Source organism: Halobacillus rhizosphaerae (assembly GCF_046719735.1).
Classification (GTDB): Bacteria; Bacillota; Bacilli; order Bacillales; family Halobacillaceae; genus Halobacillus_B; species Halobacillus_B rhizosphaerae.
In genome coordinates this window covers 73,379-99,986 of the sequence record NZ_JAUTWQ010000008.1, presented here as the reverse complement: position 1 = coordinate 99,986, position 26,608 = coordinate 73,379, and the positions used below count along the sequence as shown (strand labels likewise).

The window sequence follows — 26,608 nt, the reverse complement described above, 5'->3', positions numbered from 1 at the left end:
TATTAAATTAGACGATGTATTACTTTGAAAGTTTCATTAATATGAGAAGTACTATCATCAAATGATTATTTCTGGCACCTCTGTTCTTTAGATAATAGCTCCTCTACTTATACAATCAAGGGCGATTGCATTTTAGCAATCGCCCTTGATTGTATAAAACTCGATTTCAGTAAATGTTGCTTACTTTAAATTCCCGTGAAAGTCGTGAGATGCTGCTTCAACCTTCTGACCCTTTATCTACCAGGGCTCGTGGTAACCTTGAATCTAATACTTGTTCTAATAGAAGTAGTTTCTTCAACTTTAATTCTTTCAATCCTTACCTTTTCAGTGTCAATATTCTCGAATAGTTTTAGTCCTTGCCCAAGAAGAATCGGCATAATATCTATGTGTAATTCATCACAATGCCCCGAATTAAGGCATTGCTGAATGGTGCTTGCCCCACCTATAACTTGAACAATAGTATGACCCGCTGCTTTCCTTGCTTGAGAAACAGCACTCTTAATCCCATCCGTTACAAAGGTGAAGCTAAGTCGATCATTTTCTTTGGGATAATTTGCTGGAGGTGCGTGTGTCAAGACAAAGATGGGAACTTGAAATTCATAGTCCTCATTTGCCCACAGAAATGGATCAGCCATCTCATACACATGTCTCCCCATAACAACTGCACCCGTTTCTTTAGTCATTTCTTTAAAAGAAAATGCCTCAAGGAGTTCAGAGAAATCTGGATTAAGATGTTTGGCGCTTCCGTTTCTGTCATTAATAAAACCGTCCAAAGACATGGTCATACCAGCAATTACTTTTCCCATAGCAAACCTTCTTTTCAATTATTTTTTTGTACAAGTTATAGAAAAAACTGTTTGGTGAATATATTACTGTTCCTCCACCTACTAATAATTAGTAGGATGATAGATCAATGAGATGAACTAAAAGTTTAATTCTACTAACTGTTATTTCTCGTGACTCTCATTGTTCAGGAGACTAAATATCCCCAATCCAAGAGCAAGCCACGGAAACCAAGGTACAACACTATGAGAATAACTAAAATGAACATGAGGAAAACCTTGAGCAATCCCTAATAATGTAAACAAAAGAATGGAAACAGATAGGTAAATGGCTGGCACCAATTTGTTCATACGATCACTCCTTTGTGCATGGAAAGTTTGCTAAATCGCTACTTTTAAGAATCAACCTGGATTGCTATAACTATCGACCCTTATGTATTGTTTATATGTAAACGGTAATAGAGGAAAACGCAAACGGCGTAACAAGGCGCGGCTAAACAAATGAAAATCATGCCTGAATATAACTCTTCTTTATCATATCGATCTAGATTTGCTGCGAAATACAGCAGCCAGGATACCAGAGACGCTCCAGCCATTAAATAGTGAAACTTTTCCTCACTTAAGCTAACCTTTTTATTATCACCGATAACCATCCCCCGCTTTTTCAGAGTCTATACGATGAGCTTAATCAACCCCGACTTTTTCACTTCTTCTTTCTAATAAAATCTTATCATGCCATCTTCCGTCCATTTTCCCTAATCGTTCCCGCCGTCCAACTTCTCGAAATCCATTTTTATAATGAACTTTGAGACTTGCTTTATTTTCTGGTAAGATCCCAGCTTGCAGGGTCCAAAATCCATTTTCCTCGCTTTTTTGAATAAGTGCGTTTAATAGTAACCCTCCTATTCCTTTTCCCATACTACATTTGCTTACATATACACTCACTTCAGCAACTCCTGCATAAACACTTCTCTTTGAGACAGGGCTTAGAGCGGCCCAGCCTAATATCCCCTCTTTTGAACGGGCAACGATTCGGCATTCAGGTGAATGACTGTTATCCCAAGCTCTCCATGATGGAATTTCTTTTTCAAAGGTTGCATATCCCGTCTCTATTCCTTCCCTATAAATTTGGCTCACTTGGCCCCAGTCTTCTGGAAGCATTTCTTCAATATAAATTTCCTCTCTCATGAAACGACCTTCCTCACTCAAATTTGATTTGAACCTTTTCCCTTAGTGTAAAGCTTATTTTTCTTGTTGATTTTCTTTCCAAATGCTTGAATGAATGGCTTTTATATAATCCCCATTTTCTCTTCGTACCGCTATGGCTTCAGAGGTGTTTATCCCTTTGATCATAAAATATTCAGTTCCTTCCTTGAATAGATTGGAAGAATTTTTAGTTGTTTCATTCTGTTCTTGTTCCAGATAGATTTCTACTTCCCCTAAGGGTTTACCGATATCTTGTTTTTCCACCTGTTCGGATTCAGTAACTACATAACTTTCCCCTTTCCACTTAACAAAGTCATACGCCCAACTATTACTGGATTCTCCTTGCTGTGAACAACCAACCAAAATAATAATCCATAAAATGCTAAGTATTGAGAGAATAAATTTTTTAATCGCTATCCCTCCCCGAAGTGTCAAAGGCAGTTCTACCATTAAAAATAGGAAAGGTCTCAAACTTCGATATGGAAAACAACCTAACCCCTGACGAATCAGGGGTTAGGTTGTTTTCTTTACGTAACAGCACTTGTGAATGGAAAGAAATGAGCCGCTTTCCACTCCTATCTTCAGATGCTTTAAGATTTCATTCATCAAGCTCAATGAGATCCGTTTCAGGCGGGACATACCCAAGCTGTCTGCCTATCTTGACGATTTGTCCTTTGTGATGAAATTCGTGGGTAATCGGATGGGTGAAAAGCCATAAGGAGGTGAACTGCATGCTATGACCACTTGCAAAGGATACTTGAACGGTTTGATCCCAATTGCCTTCAAATTCATTCAGGAATTCTTCGACGAGTTCATCCGTTTCTTTAAACAGCTCGCGCATGTCCTGAACAGTGGTAATGGACTCTGGCGTTATTTTGGGAAGGGATTTTCCAAGGGCACGCTTCCCCATCCAGACACGATAACAACCGGCTACATGAGCATGAAGACTGCAAATGGAATCTCCCGCAAAACTTTCAAGCTCTTTTACATAATCGGATGGTGACATCGTTTCACAGTATTCAAATAAAGTTTCTCTTGTGCGTTTGATCCAGTCATATTGGATTGCGAATTGATCCATTTTCACACTCTCCCTCTAGAAGTTAAGGTTATTCATAGTACTCCTTATACTTCCATAAAAAGTGCCATTCTCCTTCTTTAAAAAGTCATCCGGGCCCTGATATCTTCGAATTGTCCGGGAGAAGCAGCGTTTCATCATTCGCCCATTGCTACTAAATACCTCTTTGAAATCCCATTATGCTGCACGATTAGGATAGGAGATTTTTCTTTTGTTTGATAGATTTCAGCACCACGGGGCGCCTTCGTTGCCATTCCTTTTTTAACTTCGCCTATCTTTTCTCCTTTTTCATATTCTTTTTCTTCTATCCAATCTATACCATGGACATAGACGGATCCATCCTCTAATTCGATAAGGTCAGCATGAGGATTCATCGTTAATACCTGACTTTTTGACAACATTCCGCCTTGATGGGACCCTGGGGAGCACCCACATACAAGCAAGATAAGTAACGTTGAAATCACCGATAAAAGCTTTATGGCTCGTCCCTCCTAAATAGAATCATTGTCAGCTCCCTTTATAAAAAGCACCGTAAAGATCAGGTCATTCATTGCTTCTCTTGTCTTTTTTAGGCTTTAAAATCGTTTTCTGCAGAGGGGCTCCTCCCATAACTACATTTCTTTCAATAAACACATACTTCTTCCCATCGATAATGAATTCTTGATTTCCTACATAGCTGACTTCTCTGCCTTGTTCCTCCAGCTCTACCTTGATGGCTTGCATATATGCTTTATAATCTCGATACCTTTGATCTAGGTCGATTACAATGCGGCCTTTTCCATAGCCTTGTAATACGACATAAAATACGTAAACGATAGCGGAAAACAGGAGTAAAAAGATGATGATATTAGCTGCATGTGCCACTGTAGACCGCCTCCCAGTGAAAATTTGTAATTGGATGCCCCTGAACCGCTGCCATAGCCAGTTTCATACAGGATCAAGACAAGTGGGACATGAAGGACAGGTACCATTGTCTCGAGGAGCACGGAAGAGCGTGCCCCCGCCTATAAGTGAAATAGGGGGGCATAGTGAAAAGGGACAGAGAACCTGTCCCTCACCCATTCCAGCGAAATAGTTTTGTTCCTGCTGCAATGAAGACTACACTAATGGCGGTTAAGATTAGAATTTCTTTTCCATAAGAAATGAATGAAGCTCCTTCCACCCAGACACCTCGCATCATATACAAGCCATAAATGACTGGGTTGATAATCTCCATCACGCTCCGCAGCACATTGCCGAACATTTCCGGCGGGAACGTTAAGCCTCCGAGGAACATTTGGAAATAAAAGAGGATGAGAGCAAGTGCCTGATAGGTCCGTGCTTTTAAAAATAAGGCGCTCAGGAAAAAGGCGATAGCGAATTCGAACAGATTAATTAGCACAATCGTTAACGTTACATTCACCATGTTGCCAAAGGGGATCGTAATGCCTTTGGTAATGACAGCCATTACCGCAAGCAGACCAATTCCAAACAGTTGCAGAATAATCACAGCTAGAAAAATGGAGATGGCCACTTGAATCGGATTCAGCCCCATGACTTTATATTTTAAGAAATAGCCGTGTTCCTTGTAAGTAACCATCAATAATCCGAAGCTCATGAACAGAGTATTGATGATAATAATTGGAATATAGGAAGGAACGAGGTACTGCTGAATGGCCACGCCCCCTGTTGCCTCCTGACTGCCAAATAAATTACTGAAAATAATAAACATCAAAACGGGAAAGGCAAGCGCAAAAAATAACGTCAGGAAGTCTCTGCGAAACAGCCGAAATTGGTAGCTGGCTAACGCCATCATATTACCCATTCACGATATCCCCCTCATCATTCATCGCGTATCCGCCAATTTGGATGAAGATTTCCTCGAGCGTCATCTGCTTAATTTTCACATTTTGAAAAACGATATGATTTTGGACTAGAAATTCGAAAAAAGCGTATTCTCGATCGGCTTCTACTTTAAAACGGTGGACGTCTCCTTTTTCTGAAACGCGTTCAAAAGGGAGGAATTTCAGTTTGTCCGCACCGCTTGTCACTTCAATTTCTATCCACTTGTCATCCTTGGAGTATTGGTCCAGCAAGTCTTTGATTCTTCCTTCGAGAACGATTTCGCCATGCTTGATCACAAAAAGACGATCAGCGAGGAACTCCACTTCATCCAGAAAGTGACTCGTCAAGAAAATCGTGACGTTCTCTTCCTTGTTGATCTTCCGGATCATCGCCCAGATTTCTCTTCTTGCGACGGGATCTAAACCTGTCGTGAGTTCATCAAAGAAAATGATTTTCGGACTGTTAAACAACGTAAGCAGAATCGACAAGCGCTGCTTCTGACCCCCGGATAAATGCTTCACCAGGAGATTGCGTTTTTCGTATAGGTCAAATTGGGAAAGTACCTCATCGATATTTTTCTTGCTTTTCGTCAGCTTTTTATACAGTTTGCAAATGTCATAGACTTTGCCGTTGTCTTCGTAATAGTTTTCTTGAAACTGTACGCTAATATGATCATAGATTTTCTTCCGGTCGAAATCATAAACAATTTCCCCGCTGTCAATTCCGTGAACCTGAGTTAAACAATGAATCAAGGTACTCTTTCCCGCTCCGTTGTGACCGATTAAAGCAACGATTTCTCCTTGCTCGATCTCCAGGGAAATGTCTTTTAACACGTGAAACGCACCAAAATATTTATTCAGCTTTTCAACTTTCAGCATGGCAATCTCCTTATCCGGGACAGGGGACCGTTCCCTATGTCCCACATTTTTATAGGGGTTGGACAGGAGGGACAGGAACCTCTGTCCCTTCGGATATCGAAATACATCCATAGTAAAGACGATCCCTGCGCCTCAATACTGTCGTTTTGCAGGATTCAACTGTGTTAGGGTATGCGCCACTAATATTGTAAGCAAGACGTGTTCCTTCCCATAGTAATTCATTCTCTGCTGATGTATGTTCCTTTGCCTCTGATTATCTTTACGAGTGAGTTTTGAAAAAGATTCAGATAATTTCATTGGAGTGGGGGCTGGGGGGACAGGAACTTCTGTCCCTTCGAGTGATGAAATATATTAATGGGTGGGGAAACTATAAAGAGGGATACGATAGTTGAGGGGAGATTTCTTGAAGATTCCTACAAACGACCAATAAGACTTTTTGATAGACCCGTAATCCTTGCTATTTGCCGGATGGACACTCCTTCCACTCCTTTTAAATCAACGAGCAACTGGTTCCTTTTCCGTTTCTCCATCCGCTGAAGCATGCTGCTGTTTGGGATCCCTTGAAGCAGGAGACGATTTCTAACTTCATCATCTGTGAGCTTCACAGGCTTTTCATACCTAATTTTCGGCTCAGACTTCGTTTCTTCCATAAGGGCCAAGTACTTTTCAATAGCCACCTTCCTCTCTGTCGAAAACAATTTCAGCACCTTTTCCTTGTCAATTCGATTTCCATTCTCTAGATAATCATGGATACTTGTCCATTTGCTCTCCCATACATCCTCTACTACTCCTGCTTTTAAAGGATTTTGATGAATGTAACGCAGAACGGCGAAAAATGAAGAAAGCGTTTGGACACAGTCGCTGTAATACCGCTCCTGAAAAAGGTGTCCGCAGCGGTCATATTTCTGGTTATACCAGTACACATAGCTCGAGCAGATCCGCTTCATGAATTGAGACACTGTCTCGTGAGACTCTTTTAGAAGAAGATGCACATGATTATCCATCAGACAAAAACTATACAGTTCGAACCTGCTTACTTGCTTATACCTGAGCAGTGTTTCGAGGAACTTGTGCTTGTCTTCTTCCATTTCAAAAATCGTCTGTTTGTTGATTCCTCTCATTACAATGTGATAAATACCGTTTGCGCTTTTCACTCTTGGTTTTCTTACCAACGATCGAGTTCACCTCCTTACAAACTTTTTTTGTGACACTATCATTACTTCTCTTTTCACTTTGATTTTCCTGCAAATAATTGACAGAATACCTGTCCCTAATCCCTATACAGGAATACATATTTTTTGTACAGGTCCGGATGATAATGTAGGTCCTCTCCGTGGGATGAACTCAGGATGTTGGGTTCAATCTCATCAATAAGGAGACCACTATCTATATTTTCATTCATATCCACACTGAATTTTCGAATCGGTGGATGCAGCCCATCTTTACTCGTAATAAAAAGATCCCCACACAAAACCACATTATCCTTTTCATGATGAAAAATAACATGACCTGGGGAGTGACCGGGTGTTAGATAATAGCTGAGTCCACTTTTATTTAGTATAGCGTTCGTTAAGGGTTGAACGATATTTGCTACACGATTTTGTTCAAGATGATCTTTATTGGGATAAGGAGCCTGGCCATTAATATAAATGAGTTCATCTTGATGAGCATAGATTGGTAGATTGTAGGTTTCCACCCACTTCCAAGCACCTTGAATATGATCACTATGACCGTGGGTTAAGAAAACAGCTTTTGGACTGCCCAGCGATTCAGCTGCTTTCATTTGATTTTCTACTAAGCTGTCCACACCAGTATCCACAATATAAATATCCCTTCCATTTTTAATAAGCCAGGTGTTTACAGGGAATTTGATGTTATTTACCGGCAATTCTATAAAGGATTCAACTTTATATACATTTTTCGTTAATTGGACTAGATTCATGCGATCCCTCCTCTTTAAATTCTCAAGCCGTATTCGAGCTTCATTTCGAAGTTATTGATACTATAGAATAAAATAAGAGAGTTTAATAGTAGGCACAATTTTGTAACTCTATGAAAAGAGGCGTGATGAATGGGAAATCGAGTGACTAAATTCGAGGTTTGTAGTATCGAAGTAAAGAAAGCTTGTCCTATTGAAACCACCTTAAGTATTCTCAAGGGGAAATGGAAGGGGATTATCATTTCTATTTTGTCGGAGCAAGCAGTTCGATTTAATGAATTAAAGCGATTGATTCCAGGCATTACTCAACGAATATTAACTTTACAATTAAAGGAACTAGAGGAAGATGGCATTGTAAATAGAGATGTCGAATACACGGTTCCAAGAAAAGTGGAGTATTCATTAACAGAACAAGGGAAAGCTTTATTCCCTGTCATTGAAGGGATGAGGAATTGGGGGACTCGTTATTTAGATTCGAACATTGACCTCGATTTGAACTAAAAATGCCACAGAATAAGGGAATACGACGATGCTTCTCCCTACGCCCGCTTTTAAATTATAAGTTTGCAGAGGATAAATACTACGATCAATATACCTATGCCTAATGCTCTCACGGCATATAACTGACCTTCTGATAAAGGTTTGCCTTGTGTACTTCTCCAATAAGGATAAAAATATCCTACAAGAGGGATTGAAACGGCTCCTAAACATAGGAGTATGGAAACGAGTGGATTCATTTAAACAAACTCCTTTCCTGGTGGGACATCGGGGAATCGTCCCTATTTTTTGATATTTATAACTAACCCTATTGTTTTCGAGCCAAGAAACGTGCCTCCCTGGCTATACCAATGAGCACTAAGTAAAATCTTATGAGTGCCATGCCCATGGACTGGAATCGTATCCTTATCCACCGTGGCATCTACAATGCTTGAACCATTCTTTAACATCATATAACTAACTTTATCCGGTGATTTCCCTTTTATTTTTATATAGATATCTTGTTGAGAAGTTACACGGACGGGCTGAATACCTTGTGTATCTTCATTAATGTCTACTGTTCCTCTAGGAAAAGAGGAATCTTCGCTGCATTGTTCGGCCCAGCACTCCGATATGATTTGCTTATTTATTTTTTCTCCACCTGCTTTCAGAATAATCTCCGGCTTTTCTTTTAACTCACTGAGGCTGGTAGATTGATTTGAAGAATCGTTACTTAATGGCTCTTGATCCGCTGCCTCGTTGCTACTATTAGATTGGCAGGCAGCTAATAATAACAACAGCAGCACATATAGTGTTTTTTTCATTGTTCCTGCCTCCTTAATAACAAGTAAAAACCCCAGTTTTTTTAGGTTTATATTTTCCGTGAATATCTTAAGGAGATGTAATTTTCTTCTTCAGTATTAGAATAGGCAAGTTTCTCGGCTACCTTCTTAAAGCCTCTTTTCTCATAAAAAGGAATCCCCTTCCTATTCCCTTTTTGTACCGATACCCATTGTTCTTCCGCACCTTTATCCCGCTGAATATCCGTTAAAAAATTCAAGAGTTTCGTCCCTATACCTTCGCCACGTCGGTCAGGGTCCAGATATAAAACAAATACTTCACTCTTGTCATCTTCAATCATGCCTCCACCGATTGCACCGACGACATCGGTTCCATCAACGGCTACGATATATCCATCCCAGCCATCAGCTTCATCCAACTCTGTAGAAATACGCTCATAATTATAAAAGCGCTGGTTATTTCTTTTTATGTTTTGTATGTTTCGGATTCCTTCATAGGTATCTAAACAACCTTCACAGCATACTCTGGAAATTCCCTCAATATCTTTTACGGATGCTCGTCTAATATCAACCATATACTTTCCTCCATCCATTTTTTTCTAATTATATCAATTCCTTAGAGAAACCTGTTGTAAACATAACAAGGATTACTAGAGCGGAACAAAAAAGAGACAGTGGTACCTGTCCCCACTGTCCCTCTCCTATATAGTTGTGTGACGAAAACAGCTGTTAATATGGTCATCAACCATTCCAACCGCTTGCATAAAAGAATAGATTGTTACGGGACCGACAAATTTGAACCCTCGTTTTTTCAGGTCTTTACTTAATTGTGTGGATAAATCTGTTTGGGCTGGGAGAGAGTCATTCATTTCCCAGTCATTGATGATCGGTTTAAAATCAACGTAATCCCATAAATAATTAGAAAAACTCCCAAATTCCTTTTGTATTTCTAAGACGCAGTTCGCATTATTTTTCACGGATCGAATTTTTGCCATATGCTTGATCACTTGATAATTTTCTTTGATATCTTCTAACTCTGTTTCGTTTAATGACGAACAATAGCTGATATCGAAGTTATTAAATGCTTCTTTGTAGCTGTCTCTTTTAGACAGAACAATACTCCACGATAAGCCTGCTTGAGCGCCTTCCAAGGTGAGCATTTCAAATAGATAACGATCATCATAGGAAGGGACGCCCCATTCCTTATCGTGATATTCTCGCATACGTTCATTATTACCAGGCCATAAACATGTACTCACTTACTCCACTTCTCCTTTATGGGACACTGGGGACAGGTACCACTGTCCCTTCATGTACCAAGTATACATTTGTAGTTTGATAAGAGCATCGACTTTGTTTGTGTTCTTTTGAAAACGAAACGATATAAACTCAAAAATGGGACAGGGAACCTGTCCCTGTTGTCCCTTTAAACTCCTAAATCGTACATACAGCAGCTGCTTACTTGTTATGGGAAATGAATTTTTGAGTAAGTAATCCAGCGTTGAATATAGATGGGACATTGGGGACAGGCACCTCCGTCCCCACAGATACCCAGTGAAGAATAAGGCACAATGGATAGTTTACATACACTTGAAACCGAAACCAGTAGGTTCAAAATTACTTTTTTCAGGAAGTAGGGACAGGGTTCCTGTCCCTACTGTCCCTGGAAACTGGGACAGAGTACCTGTCCCTGTTAATCCAAGTGACGGCAATGAAGTACCCTATGATAGGGGAGGTTCCATACCCCATAATAGGCACCGGGAAATTACCCATGAACGTTACAATTATAGTCATTAGGAAATAAACTCCCAATGAATAGGAGATCATATTTCTTCTAATAACAAAGGGAATGAATAACAAAATAAGAGACACAATTCCTGCGACCAGCCAGAACTCCCCCATATCTCCAACTAAAAAGATAATCCGTTCAACATAAGGAACGGGAGCTAAGTCATCAAGAAAAATCCACGACAGGATCACGAATACTGCGGTAAGGGTAAGACTTAATAATTTTATAAAACTATTACTCACCTGTTTCACCAGAATGATGGCCATCCCACAGGCAAATGACGTTAATTGGCCAGCATCTGGTTGAAGTAACAAAATGATAAACGTGAATAAGATGATTCCAATGAGATAACCCGGGTGATGGCTCCTTGATAATCTCCCTAATTGAATAATCAGCAAAGGCAGAAGGATACTTGCTATGTAAAAAGTAAGCGGTCCAAACGATAGCCACCGATGGACGCCGTCTATCCCCTCAAAACAAAAGGGTAAAATTAATAAAGCTGCGATCACCAAAGCCGGATAAACGCGAGCTTTCCTTGCGTTCTTCTTGTTCTTAATTAAAAGAATAGAACACACAACAGTTCCTATTAGCCAGATGAATAGGTTCTGAATCCAAATACTAACAGGAACTCCATACGAAATCATGGCAAGAGTTCCTATTAAAATAGCGGGAAGCATAAGAAAATATAGAAGAATATGCTTTAAATTTTTCATGATTATAGATCCTTTCATGGGACACTAGGGACAGGTACCTCTGTCCCCAGGGGTAGTGAGAGACATGGCAGAATATTAGATAAAAGATGTCCTTATTTTCTAGATCCATTTTGGTATAAATTACGATTAAGCAGCGGGGACAGGGAACCTGTCCCCGCTGTCCCACCTGCATGTTAGCCCCATTCTTTATCAAGCTTATAGATCTTTAATTTGTAGTTCATAAATGTGTAATAATCTTTCACAACTACATAGTCTTCATTACTTGTTTTAATGATATAGGTATGATCTCCTTTATACTCTACTGACTGCACGTCCTCTTTAGAAATTTCTGCTTTGATTCCTTTTTCATTTAATATCGTTGCGGGGTTTATATCCATAATAAAATTATATGGAGAGAATAGAGAAAGAATTAACATAAGAACGGCAGTGAGTATAAATGTTAGAGAAATGATTTTCCATTTTTTCATTAGATCCCCTTCTCCTTCAATTACATGAGTTTACATTGATGTCTATGTACTATGTTAAATAACTTCCTGATAATTAGAAAAAAACTTCCATTCACCCGTCTCTCCCTTCCACGTTATTTTGGATATCCATCACAAAATTAAAGCTACTATTTATACTACGACTGGACGTTGGGGACAGGTTCCCTGTCCCCTCTGTCCCTTCTAATACAGTCAATGGTTATGTATCCAAACACAAAGCTGAAAATCATTACTCCCCCTGTATATTGGCTTAACAGTACATGGGTGAGAGGTAAATCTATAGAAATAATATTAGTGAAACTTAATAGTGGAGCGACCATCACATAAACAGCTGGAATTCCAACTCCTAAAAATTTCCCAAGATTAAATCCTTTTGCGTTATCTTTCCTGACCCGTTTCAACAAACCAGGCAGCGCAAATAGAACCCCCAATAGTATTGGATATAACAAACTAAAAGTCACGACAGGTATAAAGTTATAATTCATTTCCGCTTGCTTATTTAGTGATTTATAGATAAGTAAAAAAACGATTAAAGCACCTATCATTACTAATGTGTAACAAAAATAACTGATGAACTTTTTAATAGTCATCTTCTCCTTTTAATAATTTCAATTGTAAGCAATTTACCAATATAAGTTAGTACTAACTATGATAAATTTACACTTTATCAATAACAAAGCTTAATCTCTTGAAGGTCTTACGCTTAAGAATTATCTATTCCATCGGCAGTTAGATCCTTGCCGAAACTAGTTATAGAACTTGATGTTATAATTTTGTGCTCTTTGTTTAAGAGCCTTACTTTTACCGCGTTACTCTGAGTTATCAACTTCTCCAGCGCCACTTCCTCTCCTTTTCCTTCCACCCGAATTGTACTGCCAGCTTGCAGAACCGTATGTGGTTTTACTTCATAGATCTCTCCTGGAGCATTCCCAGAAGTATTTTCACCCACAATCATTTTACTTTTAGAAGTTTCCAGCTTGGATTGCAGTTGGCTGCTATTAATCTCGAATTCTATATAAAAAGGTTCAGAAGACTTGGGTGAATGATTTTTTATAAAGGTGGAAAACGTTAGGGCTTGTCCCCCTTTTCCATCAGGAATAAGGACCACCTTGCTCTGATCTGTAATGTTTAAAGTATTTGTATTCGAGCAGCCTGTACTAAGGAAAAAGAACAGCAAAACAGCGCTGAGCAAAAGAATTCTTTTCATCTAAAATCACCTTACTTTCATGTACGCCAGCCTTACCCGATGATTTCTATTCGATTAATTCTATCTTTCCCGCTGTATCCTGGGCTGGACAAGAATCATTAAGTCCGTTTTCCCCCCACACTTTAACTCGTTGACCTTCCTTATAGTTTGAGAAAGAATCGAACATACCGTTTGGATGAAAGATGATGGCATCACATTCGTTAAGCTTGGATTGACGCAGGTCATCGAGCGTCATCGTTATTGCCTGCTGCTTTGAAACATTACCAGAAACTAAAAGGTCATGATCATTTACGGTAATAATGTAGCCTTCTATCGTCGGAGGTTCTGCATAGGACGAGCTACTTTGCTCGCATCCAGAAAAAGAGAGGACTACTAATGAGGCAATAAGAAGGACTTTCTTCATAAAAAACCATCCCTTAATAGAGCTCGATCATTTCATACTTTCCTCTCCCCTAATTATTTCAAATTATTTACAGATACTCAAGCGAACCTTATGTAATATAGTACTTGATCACTAAGCCCCGTTTGCCGCTGAAAGTCCTTTCTGCTTTCACAAGAAAAAATATTTATGTATAATACAAACTAAGAAGAAATAATTTTTCAAAAATTAAGTAAAAGATAGTTCTCAGCTATAAACGTAAATGAACTTTGTTTAATTACACCATTTTTTGTATCCGCTTACAGTTGAATGAGATTTTTTTTAACTTCTGAACCACCTGCCTGCCATAGAAAAACCTACACATCCCTATAAGGAGAGATAATCTTGAGTAAATTTAAAGTTTTGATCGCCGATTACACTTATAGTACGTTAGAGCCTGAACAGAAGATTCTCGAAACCGCAGACGCCGAAATGATCACGGCCCAGTGCCGTACCGAAGAAGATGTCATTGAAGCGGCCCAGGGAGTAGACGGAATCATCTGCCAGTATGCTCCGATTACGAAAAAAGTGATTGACCAGTTGGACAACTGTAAAATTGTGGCCCGTTACGGGGTTGGTTTTGACACGATAGACGTTCCCGCCGCTACGGAAAAAGGCATCATGGTCACCAATGTGACGGACTACTGCCTTGATGAAGTCTCGAACCATGCGTTCGCTCTCTTAATGGCTTGTGCTCGAAAAGTTGTTCAGCTGCATGAATCCGTGCAAAATGGCACGTGGGATTCGAAAATAGCCAAGCCGATTTACCGGCTTAACGGACAGACCCTCGGGTTAATTGGTTTAGGTAATATTCCACAATCCCTCGCTGTTAAGGCAAAAGCGTTCGGGCTCAACATTCTCGCTTATGATCCATTTGTATCGACTGACTTAGCAAAAGAACTAGGCGTGAAGCTTGTGGAACTAGATGAGCTGTGTGCGGAGTCCGATTACATTTCCGTGCATCCACCGCTGAACAAACATACAGAGGGTATGATCAGTGACAACCAATTTAAGGCGATGAAAGAAACAGCCTATATTATTAACACTTCTCGCGGGGCGGTGATTGATGAAGCGGCGTTAATCCGGGCGCTTGAAGAGAATGAAATTGCCGGCGCCGGACTCGATGTGCTTGAAACGGAGCCGATCGCGCAAGACAGCCCTTTGCTTTCCATGTCTAATGTGATCATCAACCCGCACTCAGCCTACTATTCCGTAGAATCCGAACTAGAATTAAAGCAGAAAACGGCGCAGAACGTGGCCGATGCGATATCTGGTAAAGTACCAGTTTACCTCGTAAATCAGGACGTCGTCCACGCCTAGAAAGAGAGGGAACTTATGTCTGAACAAAGCAATTACGAAAAACTATCCACGGCAAGCGACCGCGGAAAAAAAGCAGCCGGTGAAAAGGCCGTCGACTACGTAAAAGACGGGATGACGCTCGGGTTAGGCTCGGGCTCTACCGTGTATTGGGCTCTTAAGAAGCTTGGAGAACGCGTAAAGCAAGGGTTGAATGTCAAAGGCGTACCTTCTTCGACGCGGACGGAAAATTGGGCCAAGGAATTTGGCATTCCGCTGACCACTTTTCACGATGTACAGGAACTTGATCTCGCGATTGACGGGGCGGATGAAATTGATGAGAATCTTAATCTCCTTAAAGGAGGCGGCGGATCTCTCGTTCGCGAAAAAATCGTGAACGCAGCCGCTGACTCTGTGATCATTATCGCCGACAAATCGAAACAGGTCACGCAGCTTGGAAAACGAGCACTGCCGATTGAGGTCGTTCCATTTGGCTGGGAAGTCACCGCGCAGCGAATTGCCCAATGCGGAGCCGAGATTACGTTACGAGAGAAACAGGAACAGCCATTCATCTCCGATAACGGCAACTACATACTAGATTGCCAGTTTGAGCTCATTTCTGATCCAGCTTCTCTCCACGCCACACTGTCTCAGCTTCCAGGCGTCGTCGAAACCGGACTATTCATCGGCTTAGCCGACCGCGTGATCTTAGAATAGGGACGGGGGGACAGGTTCCTTTGTCCCATCAGGAGTCAAAGCTGGGACGGAGGGACAGGTTCCTCTGTCCCATCAGGACTCAAAGCCACTTAAATGAAGAAAAGGGACAAGGGTACCTGTCCCCCATGTCCCAAAGGGGGTTTATAGATGAGAGATGTGATCACGATTGGCGACGCGATGGTTGCCTTTAACCCCGCCACTCAAGGACCGATGCGGTTTGTCTCTACGTTTGAGAGAAAAGTCGGCGGGGCGGAGCTGAATACAGCCATTGGCTGTGCTAGGCTCGGGCTGCAGTCTGGCTGGATCAGCGCGTTAGGAAAAGATGAGTTTGGCCGCTACATTCACAATTTTGCCCGCGGGGAAGGTGTAGATGTTTCAGAAGTTACTTTTACCGAGGCGTATCCCACTTCTTTGAACTTCAAAGAATTCCGTGGGGACGGCAGGATTAACACTACTTACTACCGTCACCCTTCTCCGTTCTTAGCGCTTTCTCCTGAGGACTTAAACGAAGACTACATCAAATCAAGCAGGATTCTGCACATTACCGGGCTGCTGCCTGGGGTGGATGCAGAACATAATATTCCGATTATTAAACAAGCCATCAGCCTTGCGAAGAAGCACGGCGTGAAGGTCTCTTTTGATCCGAATATTCGTCTGAAATTATGGACAAAAGATGAAGCACGAACTCACCTTTCCGCACTCTTGCCGGACGTTGATATTCTACTGGCCGGCGATGAAGAAATGGAAATCATTCTTGGGACGAAGGATGCGAATGAGATTATCTCACAAGCCAAAGAACTGGGGATTTCCTATGTAGCGATTAAGAAAGGTGCAGCTGGCTCAGTCGGTTATCACGACGGTGAAATGGTTGAGGCTCCTCCGATCCCGCCGAGTCAGGTTGTGGACACGGTAGGCGCTGGCGATGGTTTTAACGCTGGTATTCTCTACGGAATCATCCATAGTTGGCCGCTTGAAAAAACGCTCCATTTTGCCAACTTGATTGGTTCTAAGGTGGTTAGTGTGAAGGGAGATAATGAAGGTCTGCCGTTTCTTGAGGATGTGTTGCTGGATTTAGAGGAAAAAGAAAGAGTGGATCGCTAATTCGGGACGGTGGGGACAGGTTCCACTGTCCCATAGGGGTTTAAGAAAGTACTGCCCCCTTAATTGAAAGTTAATCGTTCGCAACTAAAAGGGACATCGGTTCCTGTCCCCAATGTCCCACCTCATTTACAGCTTTATGGAAACTTCTGATCCATCTTCTGAGACGATATCCACCAGCTTTAAGCCTTTGTGCTTTTTCAGCTGTTTTAACAATGGTTTCAAATCTTGCCGGCTGATGTCGGGGATTTGAAATTTCTCGCCTTCCTCACGATCGCGAATGGAACGGTTAATGATGGCACGGAGCCACCTGGATGTGGCGATCCCAATGGCCAAATGTAAAAGAGGATAAGGAATTGGGATCAGATAGTTCCTGCTTGTTGGGCTTGTTCTGATCTTTAGTTTAACCATTGCCTATTCAATGATAACCGATACTTTATCGCCGGTTGCTGAGGTAATATCGACGATTTGACCGTCCAATTCATTTTCGATCGCTTCAATTAAAAGATTTACATCCACATCCTTGATGTATTTCGCTGCTTCGGGTACTTTTTCGGCAATGTTCATGCCTACACCTAGTACAGCTTTGAGGAGTTTAATTGGAACGTTCACTTTTACATCATCTCCGCCTTCTGATGCCGCACGGATTTTCATGACTTTATCTAAGTAAGGGGTGGAAGAATGCTTTTCTTGTTGAATAGATCCCCCTTTGTCCTGCATTAAGTCAATCAGTTCAGCTGCCTTCTCTTTGTCCAGCTTGCCTTCCTCTACCATTGTTAGGATTCTGGAAATTTCCTCATTCATTTAAGATTCCTCCCCATTTAGTTTAGAGATTGCTTCTTCGGCGGTAATTTCGCCCTTTTCCAACATGAGAATAACTTGGTTTCGATCGGTTTTAACCTTCTTGGAAGGCGAATATCCAAGCGAAGCCACAACATCATCCAACTTGCCTCGAACAGTGGGATAGGAAACTCCGAGTTCTTTCTCGACTTCCTTAATATTCCCACGGCACTTCATGAACACTTCGATAAAGGTCAGCTGATCTTTACTTAGATTGGCAAACGTGGAGAGCTCAAATTCATTTTCAATCGTGGTGTGACAGTGCGTACATTCCAGCTTAGTAATTTTTAATTGCTTGCTGCAGACAGGACACTCTGAGATAAGTGGATAAGCCATAACTCTCTCCCTTCCTATATGTACTATTATACACCATAATTTCATAAATGGAATAATTAAATTAATAAAGTTAATTTTATAATTGATTATTATTGAATATATTTAAACATTAATTAATTTTATCAACATCAGGGACGTTAGGGACAGGTGCCACTGTCCCTAACGTCCTGGCAGAGACTAAAAAAAGTGCCTGCCCCCGCCACTGGGTTCAGGCACTCGATCATATGCGAGGTGAGGGACAAGGGTTCCTGTCCCCACCGTCCCACCTCTATTTCTGGCGGACCATTCCAAAGTAAAATCCTGTACCGAGTAACGCGCATAGGGCGATCAAAACTCCCATCGGTACCGCGGTGTTACTGCCGGCAATGCCGACGAAGGGCGCGACAATTCCGGCGCATGCAAACCGGACCACGCCGAGCAAGGCAGAAGCGCTCCCTGCATTTTGGGATTGATCCTGCATGGCTAACGAGAAGCCTGCCGTGTTCACGATCCCCATACTGGATACCACAAAGAATAGGAAGATCCATACAAGCGTTAGTCCGGTGTCAGCAAGGATCACTCCCAGCAAACAAAGACTGCTGATAATCGCTAACGTAAAGCCAGAGATTAACAGTCTTCTGTCCGTAATGCGTCCGGAGAGAAAACCAGTCACCTGGGTCGCCAGTACAATCCCAGCACCATTCACTGCAAAAACCACACTGAACATTTGCGGCGAGGCGCCAAATACTCCTTCGATCACATACGAGCCTCCAGAGATGTAAGCAAACATCATCGCAAAAATGAAAGACTGAGATAGCACATAGCCCATAAACGTACGATCCGTCAATAGCTTGCCAAACGTGCGAGCCGTTTCTCGAAGCCCGAGCGCATTCCGCTTTTCCAATGGCAGCGTTTCAGGAAACGCCAGCATAATGATTAAGAATAGTACTAAACCAACCGCTCCAAGCACAAAGAAAATACCGTTCCAGCCGGTCACTCGTAAAATCTGTCCGCCGATAATTGGTGCAAATACTGGAGCTGCTCCAGTAACCATCATCAACAAGGAGAAAAACTTGGTCATATCAGAACCCTCAAACAAATCGCGCACGACCGCACGAGAGATCACCACTCCTGCTGCTCCCATCATCCCTTGCAGGAACCGCATCCCAATTAACACCCAGATGGAAGGCGAAAATCCACTCAGCGCCGATACCGCCGCATAGCAGATAAGCGTGAACACCAGCGGCATACGCCGTCCTTTGGCATCACTGAGTGCCCCGAAGATCACCTGACCGATTGCGAGTCCAAACAAACACGCCGTTAAACTAGCCTGACCGAGTGAAGTGGAGGTATGTAAATCATCGGTCAATGTCGGCAGTGCGGGTAAATACATATCAATCGATAATGGACCAAGGGCGGTCAACACCCCTAGTAATAAAGCCATCCCCAACCGCACTGATTTTTTGTCCATATTTAATGGAGAGTGATTCTGCTCCAACGCTTTCGCTTGCATCTTCCTACCCCTTCCTTACTTCCACACCTGTCCCTCTGCTTCCTCTTAAAGAAAGTAAGAAGAATACCTCTATTACCTGGTGTTTTTTCGAATTAGAATATGAAACCTAGTGTAAGTGAGGCGACATAATAATTCCAGCTATCTGCTCCAATGGGACACAGGGACAGGTTCCACTGTCCCAGCCAAGTACATAAATGCGGGATGTCACTCCATAAAAAAAGGGACAACGGTTCCTGTCCCCACTGTCCATTTCTTATGATTTTTGGAAACCTTTAGGGAGGTGATTCGTATGTGAGGAGAGGCGTTAATTCTACGGAGGTGCTGCCTGTGTTTGTCTTTACTCTCCTGTTTGGGTTATGTTTATTATTTTTCCCCTTACAAGGTATCAAGAATTTCAAAAACGAGAAATTAAGCCATAAAATCATACGAGTGATTTTCCTTGGATTATCGCTTATCCTTATCACGGCTGGCGTCATTGACTTGATCGACTTTATTAACCAGCCGGGGGATTATATTCAGTGATCAACCACATAAGGTTTTTCAAATACATTTTCATGAAAGGTGAGTCATTATGAAGAAACAAATTCAGTTTAAATGGAATCCAAGTATGAAAATGACGACTCATCTAGGGCTTGAACAATTCAAACAAACGGCCAGAAAATTAGAACTCACGTTTGAATTAATGAATAAAGCTGCCCTCACTGGAAAATATGTAACTTTTACATTTAAAAATCCTTTAGGTGGGCGCTATTCAGATGAGGCGCATAGGACAGATTTAATTTATTCTCCCGTTCGTGATGAACATCATCATGAATTAGGAACACATTATGTTTGGCCCGTGCGGAAGATTCCTAACTCTGAATTTGCTCAATGGTATGCTAATACGGATAACGCTTCTAAAGCGGAAGACTTAACGAGTTATATCTTTATCGAAGAAGGCTTGTTGTTTGAAGTTTTAGATGCAGAAGATCCTGAATTCGAATTTTTCACAAAGGATGAGTGATAGTTTCTGCAAAAAGCAGAAAATACATAGGAAGAAGAGCATCGCAATACCTGCTCTCCTAAAAGAAAAGGGACACCGGTTCCTGTCCCCAATGTCCCTATTCCAGCGCTTTGATCATCGCTACATTTTGTTTTTCAATGTCTGTTAGCTCCCCTGTATAAGCGAGCGCTGGTTTATACCAAGGCTGCTGCAGAAAATAGGCTTGCAGCTCTTCAGACTTAAATACATATCCGTGCCGTGCAAAAATTTCATTGCGGGCTAAACGCAGATTCTCTTTCGAAAACCCTTTCATATCACCCGCCGTCAGGACTCTCGTTGCACTATCCGCAAGCAAATATTCATCGGAGCGATCGGCGGTAAAATCCTGGTGGGCGAACACGAACGTGTCCACCACTAAGGCCAGACTTTCTTTATCCGATCCGCTCAGTAATGGAACCGAATATCCGCAGGACCCGGAATATTCCATTACGACGGAATCGGGTAGCTCTTTCGGATAGTCTTTGGCGCAATCATTTCCTGCCTGGATGGAAAACGCCAGTCCCTGATGGTCCGCCAGCTCTTCCACTGCCCCATACACCTGCTTTGCCCACCTAAGTAATGGTTCTAAATCGCCGTCGTCATAGAGAGAAAAGATTCCCTGCAACTCCTCACTCGGAATCTTGTTTGCCGTTACGACCAAGCCGCTGGCTGCCTCTTGAATCTGCCAATCTCCTAAACTGTAAGACTCCTCCCCACTAATGATTTTGATATCGGCTAACCTTTCTTGATAGGTGGAAATCAGATCGTCAGGTTTCTCCTCCCCCTCCTGCTTGTCATGCCCCGCTCCCGTTTCCAATTCTTCATTCGGCGTTGATGATTCTTTTGTGGTTCCACTAATTGTTAATTCTTCCTCCAGAGTATCGCCTTGCATGAGGAAAGAGACGTAAGCTCCCACTAGTGCAGTAATTAAAATGATGACGAGCCATTTCATCTGAAGCTGCGATTTCTTCTTCCTGTTTTTCCGTCTGCTCGTCACAACAGGACGGTTTCGTTCCACCTTAGCTCCGCATTCCATACAAAACGCCTGCGTATCATTCAAGGATGTCCCACAATTCTTGCAAACCCCCACCTGTCCACTCTCCCTTGTATGTATCATTCGCTTGATTATGAATATGCGTACAAGACTCAAGAAATGAATGGGACACTAGGGACAGGTTTCTCTGTCCCACAAAGGACCCAAAAAAGCACCTGCCCCCATCCCCGATAAAATATCGGAGAAGTGGAGAACAGGCACTCAATGAAAAGAAAGGAAAAGGGACAGAGGTTCCTGTCCCCCATGTCCCTTATCTTTGATCATTTATTTTCTTAATCAGAGCAAGCTCACATTTCGGTTTGCGGTCATACGACAACAGGCCATTAATTTCCTGTTCAACATCCGTCAATTGGGTATAGCAGAAGCCTTGGAGCACTGGGGATTGAAGCAGTGCTTCGGTCTGCTTCCGGTATTCCTCTACCAGAGCTTCACTGGAGGAAACGGAAGAATAGCCCCAGCCTTCTTCCCCGACATCATAAGCAATGCCACCATATTCGGTCACCATAATCGGTTCTCCCTGATAGCTAAACCCGTCTGCATAAACCGGTCGGTCCGCGGCGGTCATCATGGTGGCAGACTCAATATCCTTAAAATACTCTGCCAATTCCTCAGCCGGACGGTAATTATGCACGCCGCAAATATCGGAAATGGTATGCTCCCAGCCTTCGTTGGACATGACCGGCCGCGTCGTATCCAGTGATTTGGTGAGATAATACATGCCAAGAGAATGGTGCTGCTGTTGTTTATCGTGCGCAACGCGGGAAATTCCCCAGCTCTCGTTCAGCGGCACCCAGGCGACCAGGCTTGGATGGCTGTAATCCCGTTTTACCGCTTCGGTCCATTCGGCGGTGATCCGCTGAACCGCGTCTTCGCTGTACTCCGCGGCATTGGCCATTTCGCCCCAGACGAGAAAACCGAGCTTGTCCGCCCAATATAAGTACCGGGGATCTTCGACTTTCTGGTGCTTTCTTGCTCCGTTAAAGCCCATTTCCTTCGCCAGCAGAATGTCCTTTTTTAAGCTTTCATCCGTTGGAGCCGTGAGCAGCCCTTCCGGAAAATAACCCTGATCCAGCACCAGCTTCTGATAATACGGTTGATTATTCAGCTGAAAGGTTCCGTTATCAATCGAAACTTTTCGCATACCAAAATAACTCTCCACTTTATCGACCGCTTGGCCATCCTTGACCAGCGTCAGCTCCGCATCAAACAGATTCGGGTTCTCCGGTGTCCAGTACCAGCCGCCGTGATGGATATTGCTGCGATCAGTAAACCGGTTGCGGATGTTATAGCTTTTTTTCACATAAGAGGTGAACAGCTGGGACGTTTCGGACAGGATCGTCTTTCCGTTAAACGAAATCTTCACGTGCAGCTCCAGTCCTTCCACATCCCCCGCCACTTCCGTCTCAAGTTCAATATCGCCACGGTCAACTTGCGGCGTCCAGCGAATCGAATCAATCGACTCCTGAGCCACCGCTTCCAGCCAGACCGTCTGCCAGATCCCGGTCGTTCTCGTGTAAAATATGGACGCCGGTTGTTCGTGCCAGTACTGCTTGCCCCGGGGAATCGTCTCATCCGCCGATGGGTCTTCCACGCGGACCACCACATCATTCTCTCCGACCTGAATCGACGGGGTAATATCCACGGAAAAAGGGGTGTGCCCGCCTTCGTGGAACGTGACCATCTCGCCATTGATATATACCCACGCCCGATAATCGACCGCTCCGAAGTTCAGCCGAATATTTTTCCCGGCCCACTCCTCAGAAATAGTAAAATCGCGCTGATACCACACCACATCATGGAAGGCTGCGTCATGAATGCCGCTGTTTTCCGTCTGATAGGCAAAAGGAACAACAATCGTCCTGTCCTCAGGGAAGTTTTGATGCCACTTTTCTGTTAATCCAACCTGCTGATCATCAAAGGCGAAATTCCATTCTCCGTTCAAATTGATCCAATCCTCGCGCACAAATTGCGGGCGAGGGTACTCTGGGCGCACTTGGCTCATCCTGCATTCCTCCATTCTATTTAATTCCTGTTTGAGTAATTCCTTTAATCAACTGTTTCTGTCCAATTAAGAAAATGATAATAATTGGAACCGTCGCAATCGACGTTAACGCCATTAATTTTCCGTAAGAAGACACGAAGCTTCCCTGCTGCATAATAGCAATACCGGTCGTGATCGTTCTCATTTCCGGAGAGCTTGTCGCGACCAATGGCCATAAGAAATCGTTGTAAATCGTCATAAATGAGAAGATACCCAGCGTCCACATAATCGGACGAGCGGATGGAACGACGACTTTCGTGAAGATCTTCCATTTGTTGGCGCCGTCTAAGTGTGCCGCTTCTTCCAGTTCTTTCGGGAATGATTTAAAGAACTGATACAAGAGGAACACGCCAAATGCATTACCGCTGTAGGGGAAGATCAGCACTGCGTACGTATTAAGCAGCCCGGCATTACTAAACTCCATATATAATGGAAGAAACGTAATGACCCAGGGAATCATTAACGTGCTGATAAACATCGGAAAGATAAACTTCTTAAACGGAACGTCCAGCCGCGCCAGCGCATAAGCGGCCATGGCATCAATAAATACAATCAGCAAGGAACCGGCAATCCCTGCGAATAACGAGTTAAACATCCATCTTAATACCGGTACATCCAGGCCTTGCCCAAACAACGTGTACGAGTAGTTCTCAAACGTAAACTTTTTCGGCAGCCAGTTTAAGCCCCCGGCAATTGCCTCGAAGTCACTTTTAAATGAGGTGGAGAACATCCAAAAGATCGGCACAATGAAAATGATCCCAATAATAGAGGCAAGTACAATCAGTAAAATATTCTTTGTCCGTTTACTCATTAGGATTCACCGCCTTTTTTCTTTGGATTGGAAATTCTAAATTGCACAATGGAAATAACGACCATGATTAGGGCCATAACGATCGCCATCGCAGATGCAGACCCGAGACGCCTTTGTTCGAACGCTTCCTGAACAATGCCCATGAGCAGAACCTCCGTGGAGTCACCAGGGCCTCCGCCAGTCATTAAATAAGGCTGACCGTAGATGTTAAAGGAGGCAATGGTAGAGGTGATGACCACAAACAGCATGATCGGCCGGATCGTCGGCAAAGTGATGTGCACAAATTTCTGCCAGGCGCTGGCACCGTCCAGGGCACCCGCTTCATACAAATCTTCCGGTACTTCATTTAACGCATTAATGAAAATAATCATGTTAAAGCCGATCGTCCACCACACAGTCGCTGCCACAATGGAAATCCAGGCAAAAGGCATTTTCGTCAGCCACGGAATCGGATCCAGTCCCATCTGCAGAAGATAGTTGTTAATTAATCCGGAATTGGTATCCAGCAGCCATAACCAAATAATCGCAATAACCGATACGGAAATGGAATAAGGGATGAAATAAAGGGTTCGGAACAATCCGCGGATTTTCGCTGGCAGACTGTTTACTAACAAGGCGAGACCGAGGCCGATGAACACCAGCAGCGGGACAGAATACAGCACGAATTGCAGCGTATTCCACAACCCATCAAAGAACAGTGAGTTTTTATAAGAACTCGGGGTGAAGATATCAATATAGTTTTTCAAGCCGATAAATGGATGACTGCTGGATAATAGGTCCCAATTATGAAAACTGATATATAATCCATAGATTAATGGAATGGCTAGAAAGGCCATGAACATAATGAAATAAGGTAAAACAAACAGCGCAGATGTGAACTTCGAACGTTTGCTATTCACGGTTTCTCCCTCCCTCTCTCTGATAATAATAAGGTAGAAAATAAGAAAGGCAGGTATTTAGCCTGCCTCTTATCCTCTTATTTTAGAGAGCCTTGAGCTTTTTGCTGGGCTTCTTTCAACGCTTCTTTTGCATCCTTCTGTCCGAGCAGAACTTCGTTGATTGCCTGGTAAAGCGGCTCAGAAATCTGTCCCCAGTTCTCCACTCTTGGAGAGAAGACAACATCGTCAAACTGCTTGGCTACTTGCGGCTGCTGTTTCATTTTCTGGAACTCATCGCTTTCATAAACAGCTTTAGAAGCAGGAGCTTGTCCTGATTCTGCCCAGGCCATGCCGTTTTCTTTTACATAGCCTAAGAAATCGGTAATGCCATCAATCTTGTCCTGATCCTCCACCTGCTTCGGAATGACAAAGGTATGAGAGTTGGCGAAGACCGCTTGCTTCTCGGTGCCTAATTGTGGAACCGGAGCTACTCCATAGTTAATGCCGGCTTCTTCAAACTGATTCATCATCCATGGACCATTCAGCTGCATCGCATTCTTCCCTTGAAGGAACATGGTAACTTCACCGTCCTGCGAAACATCAGAAGGGGAAACCTTGTATTTATCAATTAAATCACGTTCGAATTGTAACGCTTCAACTACTGGGTCAGTGGTATACTGTAATTCGCCATCCTTCATAAGGTTACCGCCATTTTGAGCTACAATTGATGGGAAAATAAACTGCTGCGGCCAAAGCGTTGGAACAACGTAGCCGTACTGACGCTTATCTTTGTCAGTTAATTTCTTCGCAAAATTAATAAACTCATCTCTCGTTTTAGGAGGCGTATCCGGATCAAGTCCCGCTTCTTTAAACATATCCTTGTTCCAGTACAGCATCAGCGGGTGAATATCCAGCGGAACCGCATACAGCTTATCGTTCACTGTCGCGCCTTCCCACGCTTTTGGATGGTAGTCTTCTTTCTTAATGTCATCGCCCACCACATCATCAAGGTCCTTCAACACATCTTTATTCACATAAGTAAGGAGCTGGTCCTCGTGCATAATAAGGAAATCCGGCATATTTTTCTCGCCATTGATGGCCAGGTCCACCGTCTTGTAGTATTCCGATTGAGGGACGATCTGCAGTTTCACATTGTAATCATCCTGAGACTTATTGTAATTCTCCACGATCTCCTTCATCTTCGGACCATCCGCTCCTGAGAATGGAGCCCAGAAGGTAAGCTTTGTTCCAGAACCACTGGAATCTCCTGATGAACTCTCACTGTTTCCTGAGCAAGCGGCCAGAGTAAAGGCTAACAAGCTGACAAGCAGAATACTCAACCATTTTTTTAAATTTGACATGTTACTGCCTCCCTAATTTTTGTAGATCGAAATGTTTATTAATTAATTAAATTAACAAAGTAGATAAGAA

General features: G+C 42.8%; 34 protein-coding genes. 6 read left to right on the top strand and 28 right to left on the bottom strand.

Annotated elements, in window-relative coordinates:
- Nucleotides 1–233: 233 nt before the first annotated feature.
- From Q7A53_RS10210 to Q7A53_RS10160, 11 genes are all read right to left on the bottom strand, one after another.
- Nucleotides 234–806 (bottom strand): dihydrofolate reductase family protein, encoded by a 573-nt coding sequence (locus Q7A53_RS10210; RefSeq protein WP_411789061.1) that lies wholly within the window; start codon nt 804–806, stop codon nt 234–236.
- Between the two features lie 141 nt (nt 807–947).
- Nucleotides 948–1,133, bottom strand: coding sequence for a hypothetical protein (locus tag Q7A53_RS10205; protein ID WP_411789060.1), 186 nt, complete (start codon nt 1,131–1,133; stop codon nt 948–950).
- 333 nt (nt 1,134–1,466) lie between these two features.
- Entirely contained in the window at nt 1,467–1,970 is a 504-nt protein-coding gene (locus Q7A53_RS10200; protein WP_411789059.1) for a GNAT family N-acetyltransferase, read from the bottom strand.
- 54 nt (nt 1,971–2,024) lie between these two features.
- Nucleotides 2,025–2,438, bottom strand: a complete 414-nt coding sequence (locus Q7A53_RS10195; RefSeq protein WP_411789058.1) for a hypothetical protein — start codon at nt 2,436–2,438, stop codon at nt 2,025–2,027.
- Nucleotides 2,439–2,586: 148 nt separating this feature from the next.
- Nucleotides 2,587–3,066, bottom strand: coding sequence for a DinB family protein (locus Q7A53_RS10190; RefSeq protein WP_411789057.1), 480 nt, complete (start codon nt 3,064–3,066; stop codon nt 2,587–2,589).
- 134 nt (nt 3,067–3,200) lie between these two features.
- Nucleotides 3,201–3,464: a hypothetical protein gene (locus Q7A53_RS10185; RefSeq protein ID WP_411789056.1), complete on the bottom strand. Its 264-nt coding sequence runs from the start codon at nt 3,462–3,464 to the stop codon at nt 3,201–3,203.
- Nucleotides 3,465–3,606: 142 nt separating this feature from the next.
- Complete coding sequence (locus Q7A53_RS10180; RefSeq protein ID WP_411789055.1) at nt 3,607–3,927, bottom strand: hypothetical protein; 321 nt, start codon at nt 3,925–3,927, stop codon at nt 3,607–3,609.
- A 190-nt stretch (nt 3,928–4,117) separates the two neighbouring features.
- Nucleotides 4,118–4,867, bottom strand: a complete 750-nt coding sequence (locus Q7A53_RS10175) for an ABC transporter permease (protein WP_411789054.1) — start codon at nt 4,865–4,867, stop codon at nt 4,118–4,120.
- Nucleotides 4,860–5,765, bottom strand: coding sequence for an ABC transporter ATP-binding protein (locus tag Q7A53_RS10170; protein WP_411789053.1), 906 nt, complete (start codon nt 5,763–5,765; stop codon nt 4,860–4,862). Before Q7A53_RS10170 ends, Q7A53_RS10175 begins: the two co-directional genes overlap by 8 nt.
- Nucleotides 5,766–6,178: 413 nt before the next feature.
- Nucleotides 6,179–6,937, bottom strand: coding sequence for a transposase (locus Q7A53_RS10165; RefSeq protein ID WP_411789052.1), 759 nt, complete (start codon nt 6,935–6,937; stop codon nt 6,179–6,181).
- Between the two features lie 98 nt (nt 6,938–7,035).
- Nucleotides 7,036–7,707 (bottom strand): MBL fold metallo-hydrolase, encoded by a 672-nt coding sequence (locus Q7A53_RS10160; RefSeq protein ID WP_411789051.1) that lies wholly within the window; start codon nt 7,705–7,707, stop codon nt 7,036–7,038.
- Nucleotides 7,708–7,836: 129 nt separating this feature from the next.
- Here Q7A53_RS10160 and Q7A53_RS10155 point away from each other — a divergent pair, with 129 nt between their 5' ends.
- Complete coding sequence (locus tag Q7A53_RS10155; RefSeq protein WP_411789050.1) at nt 7,837–8,205, top strand: winged helix-turn-helix transcriptional regulator; 369 nt, start codon at nt 7,837–7,839, stop codon at nt 8,203–8,205.
- A 278-nt stretch (nt 8,206–8,483) separates the two neighbouring features.
- Here the strand turns inward: Q7A53_RS10155 and Q7A53_RS10150 are convergent, their stop codons facing one another.
- The 8 genes from Q7A53_RS10150 to Q7A53_RS10115 all read right to left on the bottom strand — a co-directional run bounded on the left by Q7A53_RS10150 (nt 8,484) and on the right by Q7A53_RS10115 (nt 13,578).
- Nucleotides 8,484–9,005, bottom strand: a complete 522-nt coding sequence (locus tag Q7A53_RS10150; protein WP_411789049.1) for a hypothetical protein — start codon at nt 9,003–9,005, stop codon at nt 8,484–8,486.
- Between the two features lie 47 nt (nt 9,006–9,052).
- Nucleotides 9,053–9,556: a GNAT family N-acetyltransferase gene (locus Q7A53_RS10145; RefSeq protein WP_411789048.1), complete on the bottom strand. Its 504-nt coding sequence runs from the start codon at nt 9,554–9,556 to the stop codon at nt 9,053–9,055.
- A 126-nt stretch (nt 9,557–9,682) separates the two neighbouring features.
- The gene (locus tag Q7A53_RS10140; protein WP_411789047.1) at nt 9,683–10,240 is read right to left on the bottom strand and encodes a DNA-3-methyladenine glycosylase I; all 558 of its coding nucleotides are present in this window, start codon (nt 10,238–10,240) and stop codon (nt 9,683–9,685) included.
- A gap of 367 nt (nt 10,241–10,607) precedes the next feature.
- The gene (locus tag Q7A53_RS10135) at nt 10,608–11,483 is read right to left on the bottom strand and encodes a hypothetical protein (protein ID WP_411789046.1); all 876 of its coding nucleotides are present in this window, start codon (nt 11,481–11,483) and stop codon (nt 10,608–10,610) included.
- Nucleotides 11,484–11,656: 173 nt separating this feature from the next.
- Nucleotides 11,657–11,950, bottom strand: a complete 294-nt coding sequence (locus tag Q7A53_RS10130) for a hypothetical protein (RefSeq protein ID WP_411789045.1) — start codon at nt 11,948–11,950, stop codon at nt 11,657–11,659.
- A gap of 155 nt (nt 11,951–12,105) precedes the next feature.
- Nucleotides 12,106–12,558, bottom strand: coding sequence for a hypothetical protein (locus Q7A53_RS10125; RefSeq protein ID WP_411789044.1), 453 nt, complete (start codon nt 12,556–12,558; stop codon nt 12,106–12,108).
- Nucleotides 12,559–12,671: 113 nt separating this feature from the next.
- The gene (locus tag Q7A53_RS10120; RefSeq protein WP_411789043.1) at nt 12,672–13,175 is read right to left on the bottom strand and encodes a hypothetical protein; all 504 of its coding nucleotides are present in this window, start codon (nt 13,173–13,175) and stop codon (nt 12,672–12,674) included.
- 46 nt (nt 13,176–13,221) lie between these two features.
- Nucleotides 13,222–13,578 (bottom strand): YobA family protein, encoded by a 357-nt coding sequence (locus tag Q7A53_RS10115; protein ID WP_411789042.1) that lies wholly within the window; start codon nt 13,576–13,578, stop codon nt 13,222–13,224.
- A gap of 360 nt (nt 13,579–13,938) precedes the next feature.
- Here Q7A53_RS10115 and Q7A53_RS10110 point away from each other — a divergent pair, with 360 nt between their 5' ends.
- From Q7A53_RS10110 to Q7A53_RS10100, 3 genes are all read left to right on the top strand, one after another.
- The gene (locus tag Q7A53_RS10110; protein ID WP_411789041.1) at nt 13,939–14,913 is read left to right on the top strand and encodes a C-terminal binding protein; all 975 of its coding nucleotides are present in this window, start codon (nt 13,939–13,941) and stop codon (nt 14,911–14,913) included.
- 15 nt (nt 14,914–14,928) lie between these two features.
- On the top strand, nt 14,929–15,606 hold the full coding sequence (gene rpiA / locus Q7A53_RS10105; RefSeq protein WP_411789040.1) for a ribose-5-phosphate isomerase RpiA: 678 nt from the start codon (nt 14,929–14,931) through the stop codon (nt 15,604–15,606).
- 147 nt (nt 15,607–15,753) lie between these two features.
- Nucleotides 15,754–16,707 (top strand): sugar kinase, encoded by a 954-nt coding sequence (locus Q7A53_RS10100; RefSeq protein WP_411789039.1) that lies wholly within the window; start codon nt 15,754–15,756, stop codon nt 16,705–16,707.
- A 126-nt stretch (nt 16,708–16,833) separates the two neighbouring features.
- Here the strand turns inward: Q7A53_RS10100 and Q7A53_RS10095 are convergent, their stop codons facing one another.
- The 4 genes from Q7A53_RS10095 to Q7A53_RS10080 form a co-directional block, all read right to left on the bottom strand.
- On the bottom strand, nt 16,834–17,115 hold the full coding sequence (locus tag Q7A53_RS10095) for a hypothetical protein (RefSeq protein WP_411789038.1): 282 nt from the start codon (nt 17,113–17,115) through the stop codon (nt 16,834–16,836).
- A 3-nt stretch (nt 17,116–17,118) separates the two neighbouring features.
- Entirely contained in the window at nt 17,119–17,508 is a 390-nt protein-coding gene (locus Q7A53_RS10090; protein ID WP_411789037.1) for an SHOCT-like domain-containing protein, read from the bottom strand.
- Nucleotides 17,509–17,880, bottom strand: a complete 372-nt coding sequence (locus Q7A53_RS10085) for a DUF2089 domain-containing protein (RefSeq protein ID WP_411789036.1) — start codon at nt 17,878–17,880, stop codon at nt 17,509–17,511.
- A 268-nt stretch (nt 17,881–18,148) separates the two neighbouring features.
- Complete coding sequence (locus tag Q7A53_RS10080) at nt 18,149–19,330, bottom strand: multidrug effflux MFS transporter (protein ID WP_411789256.1); 1,182 nt, start codon at nt 19,328–19,330, stop codon at nt 18,149–18,151.
- A gap of 333 nt (nt 19,331–19,663) precedes the next feature.
- Between Q7A53_RS10080 and Q7A53_RS10075 the strand changes: the two genes are divergently transcribed.
- On the top strand, nt 19,664–19,894 hold the full coding sequence (locus Q7A53_RS10075) for a hypothetical protein (RefSeq protein ID WP_411789035.1): 231 nt from the start codon (nt 19,664–19,666) through the stop codon (nt 19,892–19,894).
- Between the two features lie 49 nt (nt 19,895–19,943).
- Nucleotides 19,944–20,375 carry a hypothetical protein gene (locus Q7A53_RS10070; protein ID WP_411789034.1) on the top strand — a complete coding sequence of 144 codons (432 nt, stop codon included), beginning with the start codon at nt 19,944–19,946 and terminating at the stop codon, nt 20,373–20,375.
- Nucleotides 20,376–20,472: 97 nt separating this feature from the next.
- Here Q7A53_RS10070 and Q7A53_RS10065 read toward each other — a convergent pair whose 3' ends face one another.
- From Q7A53_RS10065 to Q7A53_RS10045, 5 genes are all read right to left on the bottom strand, one after another.
- Complete coding sequence (locus tag Q7A53_RS10065; protein ID WP_411789033.1) at nt 20,473–21,510, bottom strand: YARHG domain-containing protein; 1,038 nt, start codon at nt 21,508–21,510, stop codon at nt 20,473–20,475.
- 187 nt (nt 21,511–21,697) lie between these two features.
- Nucleotides 21,698–23,449 (bottom strand): glycoside hydrolase family 2 protein, encoded by a 1,752-nt coding sequence (locus Q7A53_RS10060; protein ID WP_411789032.1) that lies wholly within the window; start codon nt 23,447–23,449, stop codon nt 21,698–21,700.
- A gap of 16 nt (nt 23,450–23,465) precedes the next feature.
- Nucleotides 23,466–24,299 carry a carbohydrate ABC transporter permease gene (locus tag Q7A53_RS10055; protein WP_411789031.1) on the bottom strand — a complete coding sequence of 278 codons (834 nt, stop codon included), beginning with the start codon at nt 24,297–24,299 and terminating at the stop codon, nt 23,466–23,468.
- The gene (locus Q7A53_RS10050; protein WP_411789030.1) at nt 24,299–25,198 is read right to left on the bottom strand and encodes a carbohydrate ABC transporter permease; all 900 of its coding nucleotides are present in this window, start codon (nt 25,196–25,198) and stop codon (nt 24,299–24,301) included. Before Q7A53_RS10050 ends, Q7A53_RS10055 begins: the two co-directional genes overlap by 1 nt.
- Nucleotides 25,199–25,275: 77 nt before the next feature.
- Nucleotides 25,276–26,538, bottom strand: a complete 1,263-nt coding sequence (locus tag Q7A53_RS10045; protein ID WP_411789029.1) for an ABC transporter substrate-binding protein — start codon at nt 26,536–26,538, stop codon at nt 25,276–25,278.
- Between the last annotated feature and the right edge of the window lie 70 nt (nt 26,539–26,608).

Coding starts and splice junctions, on each gene's coding strand:
- Q7A53_RS10210 (WP_411789061.1), bottom strand. CDS start 806: ATGGGAAAAGTAATTGCTGGTATGACCATGTCTTTGGACGGTTTTATT.
- Q7A53_RS10205 (WP_411789060.1), bottom strand. CDS start 1,133: ATGAACAAATTGGTGCCAGCCATTTACCTATCTGTTTCCATTCTTTTG.
- Q7A53_RS10200 (WP_411789059.1), bottom strand. CDS start 1,970: ATGAGAGAGGAAATTTATATTGAAGAAATGCTTCCAGAAGACTGGGGC.
- Q7A53_RS10195 (WP_411789058.1), bottom strand. CDS start 2,438: ATGGTAGAACTGCCTTTGACACTTCGGGGAGGGATAGCGATTAAAAAA.
- Q7A53_RS10190 (WP_411789057.1), bottom strand. CDS start 3,066: ATGGATCAATTCGCAATCCAATATGACTGGATCAAACGCACAAGAGAA.
- Q7A53_RS10185 (WP_411789056.1), bottom strand. CDS start 3,464: ATGTTGTCAAAAAGTCAGGTATTAACGATGAATCCTCATGCTGACCTT.
- Q7A53_RS10175 (WP_411789054.1), bottom strand. CDS start 4,867: ATGGGTAATATGATGGCGTTAGCCAGCTACCAATTTCGGCTGTTTCGC.
- Q7A53_RS10170 (WP_411789053.1), bottom strand. CDS start 5,765: ATGCTGAAAGTTGAAAAGCTGAATAAATATTTTGGTGCGTTTCACGTG.
- Q7A53_RS10160 (WP_411789051.1), bottom strand. CDS start 7,707: ATGAATCTAGTCCAATTAACGAAAAATGTATATAAAGTTGAATCCTTT.
- Q7A53_RS10155 (WP_411789050.1), top strand. CDS start 7,837: ATGGGAAATCGAGTGACTAAATTCGAGGTTTGTAGTATCGAAGTAAAG.
- Q7A53_RS10150 (WP_411789049.1), bottom strand. CDS start 9,005: ATGAAAAAAACACTATATGTGCTGCTGTTGTTATTATTAGCTGCCTGC.
- Q7A53_RS10145 (WP_411789048.1), bottom strand. CDS start 9,556: ATGGTTGATATTAGACGAGCATCCGTAAAAGATATTGAGGGAATTTCC.
- Q7A53_RS10135 (WP_411789046.1), bottom strand. CDS start 11,483: ATGAAAAATTTAAAGCATATTCTTCTATATTTTCTTATGCTTCCCGCT.
- Q7A53_RS10130 (WP_411789045.1), bottom strand. CDS start 11,950: ATGAAAAAATGGAAAATCATTTCTCTAACATTTATACTCACTGCCGTT.
- Q7A53_RS10125 (WP_411789044.1), bottom strand. CDS start 12,558: ATGACTATTAAAAAGTTCATCAGTTATTTTTGTTACACATTAGTAATG.
- Q7A53_RS10120 (WP_411789043.1), bottom strand. CDS start 13,175: ATGAAAAGAATTCTTTTGCTCAGCGCTGTTTTGCTGTTCTTTTTCCTT.
- Q7A53_RS10115 (WP_411789042.1), bottom strand. CDS start 13,578: ATGAAGAAAGTCCTTCTTATTGCCTCATTAGTAGTCCTCTCTTTTTCT.
- rpiA (WP_411789040.1), top strand. CDS start 14,929: ATGTCTGAACAAAGCAATTACGAAAAACTATCCACGGCAAGCGACCGC.
- Q7A53_RS10100 (WP_411789039.1), top strand. CDS start 15,754: ATGAGAGATGTGATCACGATTGGCGACGCGATGGTTGCCTTTAACCCC.
- Q7A53_RS10095 (WP_411789038.1), bottom strand. CDS start 17,115: ATGGTTAAACTAAAGATCAGAACAAGCCCAACAAGCAGGAACTATCTG.
- Q7A53_RS10090 (WP_411789037.1), bottom strand. CDS start 17,508: ATGAATGAGGAAATTTCCAGAATCCTAACAATGGTAGAGGAAGGCAAG.
- Q7A53_RS10085 (WP_411789036.1), bottom strand. CDS start 17,880: ATGGCTTATCCACTTATCTCAGAGTGTCCTGTCTGCAGCAAGCAATTA.
- Q7A53_RS10080 (WP_411789256.1), bottom strand. CDS start 19,330: ATGGACAAAAAATCAGTGCGGTTGGGGATGGCTTTATTACTAGGGGTG.
- Q7A53_RS10070 (WP_411789034.1), top strand. CDS start 19,944: ATGAAGAAACAAATTCAGTTTAAATGGAATCCAAGTATGAAAATGACG.
- Q7A53_RS10065 (WP_411789033.1), bottom strand. CDS start 21,510: ATGATACATACAAGGGAGAGTGGACAGGTGGGGGTTTGCAAGAATTGT.
- Q7A53_RS10060 (WP_411789032.1), bottom strand. CDS start 23,449: ATGAGCCAAGTGCGCCCAGAGTACCCTCGCCCGCAATTTGTGCGCGAG.
- Q7A53_RS10055 (WP_411789031.1), bottom strand. CDS start 24,299: ATGAGTAAACGGACAAAGAATATTTTACTGATTGTACTTGCCTCTATT.
- Q7A53_RS10045 (WP_411789029.1), bottom strand. CDS start 26,538: ATGTCAAATTTAAAAAAATGGTTGAGTATTCTGCTTGTCAGCTTGTTA.